At 71.6% G+C, this 12585-nt stretch carries 12 protein-coding genes; 5 read left to right on the forward strand and 7 right to left on the reverse strand.

Annotation, left to right across the window (positions count from 1 at the left end):
• Positions 1 to 131: 131 nt before the first annotated feature.
• Together LE548_RS41510 and galU are read right to left on the reverse strand one after the other, a co-directional pair.
• Complete coding sequence (locus tag LE548_RS41510) at positions 132 to 1133, reverse strand: ParB/RepB/Spo0J family partition protein (RefSeq protein ID WP_225102234.1); 1002 nt, start codon at positions 1131 to 1133, stop codon at positions 132 to 134.
• A 109-nt stretch (positions 1134 to 1242) separates the two neighbouring features.
• Positions 1243 to 2139 (reverse strand): UTP--glucose-1-phosphate uridylyltransferase GalU, encoded by an 897-nt coding sequence (gene galU, locus LE548_RS41515; protein ID WP_225102235.1) that lies wholly within the window; start codon positions 2137 to 2139, stop codon positions 1243 to 1245.
• 356 nt (positions 2140 to 2495) lie between these two features.
• On the opposite strand from galU, the gene LE548_RS41520 reads away from it, so the two are divergent.
• Complete coding sequence (locus tag LE548_RS41520; protein WP_225102236.1) at positions 2496 to 3641, forward strand: transposase; 1146 nt, start codon at positions 2496 to 2498, stop codon at positions 3639 to 3641.
• Positions 3642 to 3678: 37 nt separating this feature from the next.
• On the opposite strand, the gene LE548_RS41525 is transcribed toward LE548_RS41520, so the two are convergent.
• The 4 genes from LE548_RS41525 to LE548_RS41540 form a co-directional block, all read right to left on the reverse strand.
• Positions 3679 to 4281, reverse strand: a complete 603-nt coding sequence (locus LE548_RS41525) for a TetR/AcrR family transcriptional regulator (protein ID WP_225102237.1) — start codon at positions 4279 to 4281, stop codon at positions 3679 to 3681.
• Positions 4282 to 4446: 165 nt separating this feature from the next.
• Positions 4447 to 5214, reverse strand: coding sequence for an SDR family NAD(P)-dependent oxidoreductase (locus LE548_RS41530; RefSeq protein ID WP_225102238.1), 768 nt, complete (start codon positions 5212 to 5214; stop codon positions 4447 to 4449).
• Complete coding sequence (locus LE548_RS41535) at positions 5207 to 6109, reverse strand: NAD(P)H-binding protein (protein ID WP_225102239.1); 903 nt, start codon at positions 6107 to 6109, stop codon at positions 5207 to 5209. Before LE548_RS41535 ends, LE548_RS41530 begins: the two co-directional genes overlap by 8 nt.
• Positions 6106 to 6729, reverse strand: coding sequence for a ScbR family autoregulator-binding transcription factor (locus LE548_RS41540; protein ID WP_225102240.1), 624 nt, complete (start codon positions 6727 to 6729; stop codon positions 6106 to 6108). Before LE548_RS41540 ends, LE548_RS41535 begins: the two co-directional genes overlap by 4 nt.
• A 94-nt stretch (positions 6730 to 6823) precedes the next feature.
• Between LE548_RS41540 and LE548_RS41545 the strand changes: the two genes are divergently transcribed.
• The 4 genes from LE548_RS41545 (at position 6824) to LE548_RS41560 (ending at position 11684) form a co-directional block, all read left to right on the forward strand.
• Positions 6824 to 7780, forward strand: coding sequence for a ScbA/BarX family gamma-butyrolactone biosynthesis protein (locus LE548_RS41545; protein ID WP_225102241.1), 957 nt, complete (start codon positions 6824 to 6826; stop codon positions 7778 to 7780).
• A gap of 290 nt (positions 7781 to 8070) precedes the next feature.
• On the forward strand, positions 8071 to 8583 hold the full coding sequence (locus LE548_RS41550; RefSeq protein ID WP_225102242.1) for a hypothetical protein: 513 nt from the start codon (positions 8071 to 8073) through the stop codon (positions 8581 to 8583).
• Between the two features lie 711 nt (positions 8584 to 9294).
• Positions 9295 to 9969, forward strand: a complete 675-nt coding sequence (locus tag LE548_RS46835) for an alginate lyase family protein (RefSeq protein WP_374116250.1) — start codon at positions 9295 to 9297, stop codon at positions 9967 to 9969.
• Between the two features lie 26 nt (positions 9970 to 9995).
• Positions 9996 to 11684, forward strand: a complete 1689-nt coding sequence (locus tag LE548_RS41560; RefSeq protein WP_225102243.1) for an RNA polymerase sigma factor — start codon at positions 9996 to 9998, stop codon at positions 11682 to 11684.
• A 205-nt stretch (positions 11685 to 11889) separates the two neighbouring features.
• Here LE548_RS41560 and LE548_RS41565 read toward each other — a convergent pair whose 3' ends face one another.
• Positions 11890 to 12576 carry a glycerophosphodiester phosphodiesterase gene (locus tag LE548_RS41565; protein ID WP_225102244.1) on the reverse strand — a complete coding sequence of 229 codons (687 nt, stop codon included), beginning with the start codon at positions 12574 to 12576 and terminating at the stop codon, positions 11890 to 11892.
• Between the last annotated feature and the right edge of the window lie 9 nt (positions 12577 to 12585).

Genomic DNA, 12585 nt, shown 5'->3' on the forward strand with positions numbered 1-12585 from the left:
CACCAGCGTCAGCCGCATCCGCGACGTCAACCCCTGCGACTCCACCGGACCACCCGGACCACCCGGACCACCCGGACCGGCCGAGACCGCCCCCTCCGACACACCATCAACAACAGACATGTTTTCCTCTCTCACTTCTCAGTTCTTTCGAGTCCCGCCGCCATGTCGTGCCAGATCTGCCGGCAGCGGGCGGCCACGACGGCGACCGTCGCGATCTGATGTGCGGGGACCGCCGAGGCGATCCGGGCGGAACTCCGTTGTGCCGCCAGATGCAGGTCGAGAAGGCGCAGGAGAAGCCGTCCGTCGGCGGAGTGCCGCAGTGACGGCTCACTGCACAGGCGCTTCACCAGCGCCGGGAAATCCGCCGGATCCGCCCCCGCCGCCGGGTCGTGCCGGGGCGACGGTGACGCGGTGTCGCCCTCTCCGGCGGTCCGGGCCGTGGTGTCCGCGGACCTCTGCGGAATGGGCTCCTGACCGTTCTCGATCCTGCGTTTCACGTCCCGCACCGTGGTGGGCGAGATGCCGGCCAGCCGCCCGACCTCGCGGAGCGAGGAGTCCGGCTCGCTGCGCAGGATCTCGGCCGCGCGCCGGCGCCGTTCGTCCGCGTCGGTGGGACGCAGCCGGCCGTCGCGGCCGAGGCGATGCGTCGGACCTGTCGCCTGCTGCGCGCCTTTGCGCAGGTCGGCGACGGCTTTCGGGGAGAGTCCGGCGACCCCTGCGACATAGCGGTCCGACCAGTGCGGATGAGCCGTCAGGATGCGCCCGGCCGCCGCCGTACGGTCGGCGTACGTCAGCGGAAGGCCGTGCCGCACGTTCTCCCGAACCGTGCGGACGAAGGCTTTCTCCAGTGGTTCGTCGCAGAACCGCACCGCTATGTGGGTGTCACCCCGCAGGTGTGCGGCGTGAAAGCGGTGGACCCCGTCGAGGATCGCCATGGTGGGGCGGTGGACCAGGATCGGCGGGAACTCGTCGCATGCGGCGAGGGCCCGTGTGTGCCGGTCGTCCGGGCCGTCCAGCCTGACCTGGACGATGTTCTTCAGTGCGGTCAGTGCGACGCGGTACTCGGGTTCGGGGTGTCCTTCCGGTGTCCGGCCGCTTCTCTGTATGCGCTTCTGTATTCGCTCGTGGACCATACGGAGTCTCTCCTGTCGTTATCCATCCGGCTGAGTCGGACGACGACGACATCGCCAACTCGCTGAAGATGCCGGTGTGCAACCGGCGCTCCGGGCACAGTTGGACGCATCAGACGGTGAGCGCCGCCGGGGCGTGGCCCAGGAACTCGTGCAGCCACTCGATGAAGTCGGGGCCGAGGTCGCTGCGGTCGGCGGCGATCCGGACGACGGCGCGCAGGTAGTCGGCCCGGTCTCCGGTGTCGTAACGCCGTCCCGAGAAGACCACTCCGTGCACGGGGTGTCCCTCGTGGGCGAGCGTCCGGATGGCGTCGGTCAGCTGGATCTCGCCGCCGCGGCCGGGCGCGGTGTGCTCCAGTACGGGGAAGATCGCGGGGTCGAGGATGTAGCGGCCGATGACGGCGAGGTTGCTCGGGGCGGTGCCGGGCGCCGGCTTCTCGACGAGATCGGTGACCCGCACGATGTCGCTTCCGTGTTCGCGCTCCACCGCCGCGCAGCCGTAGAGGTGGCTGCGTTCGGGGGCGACCTCCATGAGCGCGACCACCGATCCGCCGTGGCGGCGGCGCACCTGCTGCATCTGGGCGAGCAGCGGGTCACGGGGGTCGATGAGGTCGTCGCCGAGCAGGACGGCGAAGGGTTCGTCGCCCACGTGCGGGGCGGCGCACAGCACGGCGTGCCCGAGGCCCCGCGGGTCGCGCTGACGCGTGTAGTGGATGTCGGCGAGTTCGGTGGAGGCGTGGACGGCGGCGAGCCGGTCGGTGTCGCCCTTCTTCTCCAGGGCCAGTTCCAGCTCGCAGTTGCGGTCGAAGTGGTCTTCCAGAGCGCGCTTGTTGCGCCCGGTCACCATCAGGATGTCGCGCATCCCGACGCTGACGGCCTCCTCGACGACGTACTGGATGGCCGGCTTGTCCACCACCGGCAGCATCTCCTTGGGCGTGGCCTTGGTGGCGGGCAGGAAGCGGGTGCCCAGCCCCGCGACGGGGATGACAGCTTTCGTTATCTCACTCATGTCGGTTGTCCAAAGACTGGGGGAGTGCCGTGATGCACGGCCTGGAGGGTGGCCTGTGGCGACCCGGGCGAGGGTGCGAAGCCGCCTCGCCGTCGGCCGTCAGTGTGCGCAGGAACGGTCTTGCCGCTGCGAGTCCGAAGCCGCGAACGGACGCTACTTAGGGGAGTCCGCGAAGAGTTCCGGCGGCGCCCGGGCTCGTATCCACCCCCGTCGAGCCGGTCGTTCTGGGGTGCTTTCACGCCTTTCGGTGCCCCCGACTTGCCAAAGTGGTGGCGAATCGCCCTCCCTCCGCAGCAACATAAAGAACGCTATTTATGCTGGATGGGTCAACGCCGCCGTGTGGGAGGGACTGTCAGATGACCGTGCTGTACGAGCCGGATCCGAGGGATCTGGCCGACCTCGGCGAGGCCCGTCAGCTGAACTCGTTCACCGACGCGGTCTTCGGCCGGCTGCCGCGGGCCGACCAGCGCAGGTGGGCCGAGCTCTATGTCCGGGCCCTGCTGCAGACGCCGGGCAAGAAGTCGGTGCGCAGGCTCGCGGACTCCGTCAGCGACTCCTCCACGGCGTCGCAGTCGATGCACCAGTTCGTCAACGCCAGCCCCTGGGACTGGCAGATGATCCGTCAGGACCTGCTGCACTGGGTGGAGCGGACGACCACCGCCACCGCGTGGGCGCTGGCACCGGCGTTCATCCCCAAGCGCGGTGAGCACTCGGTCGGCGTGCACCGGCGCTTCGACCCGTTCCTCGGCCGGACCACCACCTGCCAGCTGGGCATCGGACTGTTCCTCTGCGACGGCGAGGGCCCGCTCCCGGTCGACTGGAATCTCTACATCCCCGAGAACTGGGTGACGGACCCTCAACTGCGCGTGCGCGTACGGCTGCCCGAGGAGGCCGGTGGGGCCATGTGGTCCCAGGCCGCCGAACTCGTGCGCCGCGTCACCTCGTGGACCACGGGTCCGCAGGCCCCGCTCACCGCCGATGTGTCGTGGCTGCCGGACCGCGCCGCCTTCCTCGCCCATCTGTCACGCAGTGAGCAGCCCTTCGTCGTCGAGGTGCCCGAGACGTTCACCGTGCGCGCGATGTCGGCTCCGCATCTCGCCTCCGCGCCCCTCAGTGTCCGCCGGCTGCTCGACACCCAGGGCAGCACCATGACCAGCGGCGAGCAGTACCATGGGCTCGACATCCTGTCCCTGCCGGTCGTCCTGCCCGGCGCGGCCGCGCGGCAGCCCAGGCTGCGGATGCTGGCCCAGCGGCGGGCGGGCGGCCGGGGCACCCGGGTCTGGCTGACGAACCTGGTCGACCGGCCGCTTTCCCAGCTGCTGCCCCTGATGCGCCAGCCCCGCCTGGCCACCGCGGTCGTGAACTCCCTGAGCGGCGACTTCGGTCTGCAGGACTTCGAGGGCCGCTCGTTCCCGGGCTGGCACCACCACGCGACCCTGGTGTCCGCCGCATTCACGCACTACCGCCTGCGCCGGGCGAGCGAAGGGCGTGCGGGCGGCTGACCGGGCAGCCCGCCGGCCCGCGCTGCCGGCACGTCCTTCAGGGAAGGCCGGCAGCGCTGTTCCGCGGGTCGGCGGCGAGGCCGGTCAGGGCGGCCCGCCAGACCTCCGCGAAATCGGGCGGAGTCGGGCCGGGCTGCCCGCCGGTGACGCGGGCTTCGGCCGTCACGCCGTCCACCAGGTGCCGGACGAGCCGGGTGGCCGTCCCCGGCTGCACCTCCTCGGTCAGGGCTCCGCTCTTCCACGCGCACTCGATGAGCTCTTCGACCTCACCGCGCCAGTCCGCCGGCCAGTCGGAGACGACATGGCCCTCGGCGATCAGCCGCGCCGCGGACCGGGCGTGAACGCTGCGGTGGAGGGTCGCCGCCACGGCCAGGACCAGGCAGGACAGGTCGTGCAGCGGCCGGCCGGTGCGCGGGCGCGCGGTGCGGATCCGCTGCAGTTCGCCGACACCCTCGTCGGCCACCGCCGCCGCCAGGGCGGCCTTGCTGCGGAAGTGGAAGGTCAGCGCTCCCATCGAGATGCCCGCGTCGCCGCAGACCGCCGCCAGGGACGTACCGTCGTAACCGTGCCGGTCGAAGTTGCGTGCCGCGGCCAGGACCAGGTTGGTGCGCGTGCGGGTGGCTTGCTCTTTCTTCTTCACATACGTCCTCGGATGTCACCAGTGGCCGCGGGCTGCCGCGCGGGCCCGCGCATCGGGTTCAACGGGCGGTTCGACGATAGGACGGCCCCTGGACGACGGGAACGAGAACGGGAGAAGGCCGGAACGTTCTCGGCAAGTCCAGCCGAAATCGCCCTCTCCGGCAGGCTATTTGGCGGTCCAGCCTCCGTCGACGGGCACGGCCGCGCCGGTGGTGAACGACGACCGGTCCGAGCAGAGCCAGGCGGCCGTCTGCGCGACCTCGTCCGGTGCCGCCAGGCGCTGCTGGATGGCGCGTTCGGTGAAGGGCTTCAGCAGGGCGGGGGTGCTGGTCAGCACCTCCTGCATCAACTCGGTGCGGGTGCTGCCGACGACCAGCGCGTTCACCCGGATCCCCTGCTCCGCGTACTCGTCGGCGGCCGCCTTGCTGAGCCCGATGACGGCGTGCTTGGCCGCGATGTACGGCGCCGACGCCCCGGTCGCGCGCACTCCCGCCACGCTGGAGGTGTTGACGATGGCACCGCCGCCGTGGCCGAGCATCACGGTTATCTGGGCGCGCATCGCGTTCCACACACCACGGGCGTTGATGTCCATGATCCGGTCGTACTCGTCGTCCGCCATCAGGTGCATCGAGGTTCCGGTCGAGGTCCATCCCGCGTTGTTGAACGCGGCGTCGAGGCCGCCGTAGGTGTCCAGCGCCGCCTGAGCGACCTCCCGCATGTCGTCGGCACGGGTGACGTCGGCCACGACGGCGGTCGCCAGCCCGCCGGCCGCCTCGACCTGGTCGACGACGTCCCGGAGTCTGTCCCTGCGGCGCGCGGCCAGCACCAGCCGAGCGCCCTCCTGGGCGAAGAGCACGGCGGCCGCCGCCCCGATCCCGCTGCTGGCCCCGGTGATGACGACGGACTTGCCGTGCAGCAGACCTCGTTCAGTCATGACTCTCCTCGGACGTGAAGTGACGCAGGTGAGCGGTGGCCCATTGCGTGAAGGTGGTGGGCGCCCGTCCCGTCAGCCGCTCGACCGTCCGCGTGGTCGCGCTCTTGGCCCCGGCGGCCTGCCGGTCCGCACTGGCGAGCAGCGCGTCCGCCATCGCCGGCGGATACCGGCGCAGGTAGGCGTCGTGTGCCTCGCTGCGGGACAGGGCCCGGCATGCCAGCGGCCGGCCCAGGAGGCCGGCCAGGATGCGGGTCTGGTCCTCGGCGGAGAGCGCCTGAGGGCCGGTGAGCTGGTACGACCGGCCGTGGTGGGTGTCGTCGCCGAGGACCTGTGCGGCCACCTCGGCGATGTCCTCCGGTGCGATGCAGGCGTTGCGGCTGTGCGGGTGCAGCGCCCGGGTGGCCGAGTCGGCGCGGATGCCCGGAGCCCAGGCCAGGGCGTGCGTCATGAAGGACCGCGGCTGGAGCATGGTCCAGGGGATGCCGCTGTTCCTGATGCGGTCCTCGTTCTCCCGCTGCCACGTGGTGACGAGGTCACGGGCCGCCGGGTCGTGGACGGCGGCCGCGGAGAGTTTGACGATGTGTCCGACCGAGGTGTCCGCGGCCGCCCGCAGGATGTTCCGGTCGTGCTCGGGGCGCGTGGGATCGTTCGTGACGACGAAGACCGCGTCCGCCCCGCGAAACGCCTCGCTGAGGCTCGCGGGCCGGTCGTAGTCGCAGACCACGTGCCGTACGGCCGGCTGGAGACCGCTCTGCGGGCGCTGCTGCGGGACGCTGCGGCCGGTGAGGGTGAGCCGGTGCCCGGCCGCTGCCAGGTGACGGGCCACGAGCGGGGCGACCTTTCCCGTGGCCCCCGTCAGGACGATGTGCCGGGACGTGGATGTCGTCGCCGTCACGAGGCCGGCACCGCCTGCGGATCGACGCTGATGTTGGCGCGCACGGCGGCGGGGGCGATGCTGGGCAGCAGCAGCGTCCACATGTCGCACACACGCTCCATCAGGTCGGACCGACCGGTGGCGAGCTGCGAGTAGACCTGCATCCCGGTACAGGCGGCGACCACGAACCGGGCCGTACGGTCGGTGTCGACCCTCTCCTCCAGCTCGCCGTCGGAGCGTGCCGTCTCCAGGAGCTCACGCATGAGTTTGCGCCAGTCCTCGAAGGACGTCGCGTCGTTCATGCCGTGGCTGCCCTGCTCGACCGCGAGGCGCACACCGGCCCGCAGGATCGGGTCGTGCTGCATGCGGTGCGCCCACACCAGCGTGATGTCGACCAGCCGCTGCAGGCCGGTGGAGTCGAGGTGCGGCTCGATGGTGGTGGCCTGGGCGTTCATCAGCGCCTCGGCCACGCCCTGCTTGGAGCCGAAGTGGAAGTACAGGGCGCCGAGGGTGAGTCCGGCGCGCTCCACGATCCGGGTGACGGCCGCCCCTTCGTAGCCCGCCTCGTCGAAGATCTCCGCGGCTGCGAGGAGGAGGCGCTTGCGAGTTCGTGCGGCGCGTTCTGCGTTGGCAGTCGTCATGGGCTCATCCAATCCTCGACAAAAATAGAGAACGTATTTTATGTTAGCGCAGTCACCGCAGCCAGCGGCCAGTCACTCAGGGGGAGAGGTAGACATGTTGCACACGCACGCCACCGGCTTCGACATATCCCGGCTCAGCACCGCGGTACCGAGGGAGCTCGTGCACAAGCGGGCGCACGCCGAGGTGCTGCTCACCGGCTGGACCACGCACACGGAGAACCGGCACACGGTTCGTGCCCAGTGGCCCCGCTTCCACAGCTTCTACTGGCCCCGCGACCAGCGCTTCGATCCCATGCTGTTCGTCGAGACCGTCCGGCAGACCCTGCCGCTGCTGTCCCACACCGCCTACGGCGTCCCCTTCGGCAACCACCTGATATGGGACGACTTCAGCTACCAGGTCGACCCGCTCGCCATGCAGGTCCCGGAGTCACCCGCGGAGGTGGTGCTCGACAACGTGTGCGAGGACGTGCGGATCAGGAACGGCAGCCTGGTGTCGATGGTCATGCACACCACCGCCTACCGGGACGGGCAGCGCATGGGGACGGCCACCACCCGCTTCGCCAACCGCTCACCCGCCCTCTACCAGCGCCTGCGCGGCCCCAGGCACGACCTCGCGGCCGTGCGCCGCACCGTGCTGCCTCTGCCGCCGGCGCTCCGGCCCGCGGCCGTGGGGCACTGCCTGCCGTACAACGTCGTCCTGGCCGCCGGTGCGAGGACGGACCGGTGGCAGCTGCGCGCCGACCTGGACCACCCGGTGCTGTTCGACCACCCCGTCGACCACGCCCCCGGCATGCTCCTCCTGGAGGCCGTACGCCAGGCCGCGCACGCACACCGGCCCGAGACCGGGATGGTCAGCGGCATGTCGGTCACCTTCGACCGCTGGGTGGAACTGGACGAGCCCAGCTGGGTGTCCGTGGCTCCGCTGGGCGGCGACCGTCTGAAGATCACCATCGAGCAGGACCAGGCGGTCTGCCTCAGCGCCGAGGTGGCGACCGCACAGCCGGCCCCGGTACCCGGCGCCGACGCCGCGCGCGTACCCGCCCTCACCTGAGAGACACGCCCCTCCGCCGCGTCACCAGCCGCCCACCGACTCCAGCGCCCGCCCGCGCCCGATCCGTCACTCCGCGGATCGAGCGCGCCGGCGGGCGCCGCGGCGTGACGGGACCGCTGCCAAGCGCTCCGCTGGAAGTGCCGCGATGTGTGGTCGGTCGTCCGCGGCTTCATCCTGGCTGGTCGCGCAGTTCCCCGCGCCCCTTTGGGGCGCGGCCGAACCGCAGTCGACTTCGCCCGGCTTGCTCAGCATGTTTTGAACGCGTTCAACTCTCGGCGTACGCTGCTGACATGAGCGACAGAGCCGCCCTGCTCAAGGGCATTCGCGTCTGGTTGGTCCTCTTCGTCGTGTGTCTCGTGCTGAGCGGGGCCACCGCCTTCCCCCTGGTGCACGAACTGCGCTGGACCGAGGGTGTGTTGCGGGCGCTGTCCGTGCCGGACCGGCTGCCGGGGCTGATGGACTGGATCGTGCGGGTGCGGCACGGGCTCGACACCGCCGATGCCGATTACCCGTTCCTTCTCTACGGCACCGACTGGCTGGCCTTCGCACACCTCGTCATCGCGGTCGCCTTCTACGGGCCGTACCGCGACCCCGTGCGCAACATCTGGGTCGTCGAGTTCGGGATGATCGCCTGCGCCGGCATCATCCCGCTCGCCCTCGTCTGCGGACCGATCCGCGGAATCCCCTTCTGGTGGAGCGTGATCGACATGTCCTTCGGGGTCTTCGGGGTCGTCCCGCTCTACGTCGTACGGAAGAAGATCAAGCGGCTGGAGGCGATGACCGCGGGGTCCGTCAGCGGCTGAACGCGGGGCCGCCGGATCGGGGTGCCCGTGCGAAAAACTGTTATCGGTGGCCCCTGCGCACCGTCTCCTCGTAGGTCACCGTTTCCTCACGCACGGAGTCACCCCCCATGCACAGCCCTGCGCACAAGCATGTCAACAAGCACCTCATGAGCCGCCGGAGACTCTGCACGCTCGGCGGGGGAGTCGCGACGGCCGGAGCGCTCGGGGGCGGGATCGCCGCGTTCGGCGGCAGCGGGGCCGATGCCGCGCAGCCCGCCGCGAAGAAACCCGCCGGGCAGCGGCACTTCGCCCACCCCGGCCTGCTGCACAACGCGGGTGACCTGCACCGCGCCGAGGCTCGGGTCGCCGCCGGCCGGGACCCCTGGCTGGCCGGCTGGCACCGGCTCACCGCCAACCCGCACTCCGCGAGCACCTGGCGGCCCCGCCCGCAGGCCACCGTCGTGCGCGGAGCGGTGCCCGGCCAGAACCACCCCGTCCTCTACCGGGACATCCACGCCGCCTACCAGAACGCCCTGCGCTGGCGGATCGGCGGGACCAAGGCCAACGGCGACACGGCCGTCGCCATCCTCAACGCCTGGTCGGCCACCACTCACCACGCTCACCGGCAACGCCGACCGCTTCCTGGCCGCCGGGATCTACGGCTACCAGTTCGCCAACGCCGCCGAACTCGTCCGCGACCACCCGGACTTCGAGTTCGCCCGGTTCAAGAAGATGCTGCGCACGATCTTCTACCCGATGAACATCGACTTCCTGACCCGCCACAACGACGCGGTCATCTCCGACTACTGGGCCAACTGGGACCTGTGCAACCTGGCCTCGGTGATGGCCATCGGGATCCTGCTCGACGACCTCGCCCTGTTCCGCGGCGCGGTGAAGTACCTCAAGAACGGCGAGGGCAACGGCTCCATCAAGAACGCCATCCCCTTCCGCTACGACGCCCAGGGCCTGGCCCAGTGGCAGGAGAGCGGCCGCGACCAGGGGCACAGCATGACGGGCGTCGGACTGCTCGGCGCGATCTGCGAGATGGCCTGGAACCAGGGCACCGACCTCTACGGCTACGACGACAACCGCTTCCTGCACGCCGCCGAGTACGTCGCCCGCTACAACCTCGGCGCGCACGTGCCCTTCACGCCGTACGGCCGGCGCTCGGGCGACGGGCACGGCCAGTGGCGGGAGCAGACCATGATCTCCGCCGCGGCCCGTGGGCAGCTCCGACCGGTCTGGGAGATCCTGCACCACCACTACGCCCGCCGCCGCGGGCTCAGCACGCCGTACGTCACGGCCATGGCCGAGAAGGTGCGCGCGGAGGGCGGGGGCGGCGACTACGGGCCGCACAGCGGAGGCTACGACCAGCTCGGCTTCGGGACGCTGCTCTACAGCAAGTGAGACACGTACGGCAGACAGGAGCGGTGGTGAACGTGCGGGGCACGCGGGACTGGCGCGACACCGTGGCGGCCGCGCAGGCCAGTGACCGGCGGGCGCTGGACGACCTGACCGCGTCCTGGCTGCCGCTGGTCTACAACATCGTCGGCCGTGCGCTGAACGGCCACGCGGATGTCGACGACGTCGTGCAGGAGACCATGCTGCGCGCCGTCGGCAATCCCGGCTCGCTGCGCGACCCGGACAGCCTCCGGTCCTGGCTGGTGGCCATCGCCATGCGGCAGATCCGGGACCGGGCGCGCCGCCGCTCCGCCGACCGGCTCCCCGCGGACGCCGCCGCCCGTGACAGCGCCGACTTCGCCGAACTCACCGTGCTGCGGCTGCACTTGGAGGGCCAGCGGCGAGAGGTCGCGGAGGCGGTGCGCTGGCTGGACGACGAGGAACGGCAGCTGCTGTCGCTGTGGTGGCTGGAGGTCGCGGGGGAGCTGACCCGGCGCGAGCTGGCGGAGGCCCTCGGCATCAGCCGGCAGCACGCCGCCGTACGCGTCCAGCGGATGAAGGGGCGCCTGGAGGCGGCGCGCGGCATCGTGCGCGCGCTGGAGGGGGCGTGCCCCAAGCTGGGGGAGCTGACCGCCCGCTGGGACGGGCGGCCCGACTCGGTCTGGCGCAAGCGGCTGGCCCGGCATCTGCGGGGCTGCGGCTACTGCGGTGACGCACCCGAGACGCTCGTGCCGGCGGAGCGGCTGCTGGTCGGCCTCGCCCTGGTGCCGGTGCCGGCGGGGTTCGCGCTGTCCCTCGCGCTCGGCGGCGGCAAGACGGCCGTGGCAGTGGGTACGACGAGTACGGCGGGCTGGTCGGCCAAGGCGCTCGGCGTCCTGACCAAGCCTGCCGTGGCGGTGGCGGCGGGCGCGACCATCGTGGCGGGCGGCGCCTACGTCGTCGTACAGACCCGGGCCCCGGACCGTCCGTCGCGGACCCATGTGTCGGTCGCACCCACGGCGAGGGGTACGGCCTTACGGTCACCGGCGATCCGTCCGCCCTCCCCCTCCCCCTCCCCGTCCCCGGCCGGCGCTTCCCCGACGCCGTCGGGCGGCTCGTACGGCACGGTCGTCGACGCCGTCGACCGGGCGCCGAACCCGGACACGCCCCCGGCCGCCCTGCCGCACCGCCCGGAGACCGGCGTCACCAGCACCGGCGGCGCGCACGCCGTCATGAACCACCGCGGGGACAGCGTGATGCTCAGCGGAACGGGCTATGTGCTGGTCCGCTGGCAGATCTCACCGCAGTACCGTTCCGGCAGCCTGGTGATGCCGGCCTGGACGGGGCTGAAGGGCAAGCTCTTCCACGTGGCCTCCGGTGGCGGCCGGCGCATGGACGACCCGGTGAGCACCACCGATCCCACCGCCACCGGCATGGGCAGCAAGGCCACCGGTTACGACGTCCTGCCGTCCGGGACGCAGCAGATGTGGCAGAACGAGTACTTCCACCTCGACGGCGCCGTCACCCTCACCGTGAACGAACGCGGCGCCGACTACGGCCTGAACGTCTTCCCGACCACCTGGGAGGCTGTCGAGAAGGACATCACGACCGGCCCGGCGCAGGGTGCCAAGCGCTACGGCCTGGTCCGCGACACCGGCAGGGACGACACCCCGGTTCCGCAGTACCTCACCCGTGCCGCCCCGGCCGACCCCGCGACGGTGGCCCAGCGGTCGCGTGTCTAGTGCCGCAACAGGCAACGTTCGCCCCGTCGCGACGCCCTGCACGCTCCCCCAGAGGGGGTACCCCCACTCGCCGCACCGGCCGAAAGCCCAAGTACGTCCAGTACGAGGGCTTCCGGCCGGCACTCCCCCAGCCTTCGGCCGGGGGGACCCCCAGAGCACGCACCGGACGCCGCTCCTTGACGGGCAGACGTTGCCTGCCGCGGCACTAGCCGCGGGACCGCAGGGCGTGCAGGACGTCGACCCGGTTCGTCGTGATCGAGTCGACGCCCAGGTCCAGCAGGCGGCGCAGCGAGCGGCGGGTGTCCGGGGTCCAGACGGAGACGAGGCAGCCGTCGTGGTGGACGCGGGCCGCGAGGTCCCGGCTGACCAGGGAGAAGCGGTAGTTGAGCCAGCGTGGCCGGACCGCCGCCAGCAGCGCGGGCCGGGGCGGGGCGAGGGTCGTCCAGGTCAGGGCGATCTCGGCGGCCGGGTCGGCGGCCCGCACGGCGAGCATGGCCTCGGCGCCCGCGCAGTAGTAGACGCGCTCCCGGGCACCGCTCTGCCGGACCACATCCATGACCCGGTCCACCATCCGCCGCTCGACCCGCCCGCACAGGTCCACCATCACCCGGCTGTCGCCGGTCGCGGCCAGCGCCTCCACGAGCGTCGGCACCCCGCCCGCCGTGAGCCCGCGCAGCTCCTCGGCGGACAGGGCGGCCAGCGGCCGGTCCACCTCCCACAGCCGCTTGAGCGTCCCGTCGTGCAGCAGCACGGGGACGCCGTCACGGGTGAGCCGTACGTCGATCTCGACCGCGTCCGCGCCCTGGTCGAGCGCGGAACGCAGCGAGTCGGTGGTGTTCTCGCGGAAGCGGTAGGGGTCGCCGCGATGGGCCACGGCGGTCACGGTCTGCATGGCCCCCAT

This window comes from Streptomyces sp. CoH27 (assembly GCF_020181035.1).
GTDB classification, from domain to species: domain Bacteria; phylum Actinomycetota; class Actinomycetes; order Streptomycetales; family Streptomycetaceae; genus Streptomyces; species Streptomyces camelliae.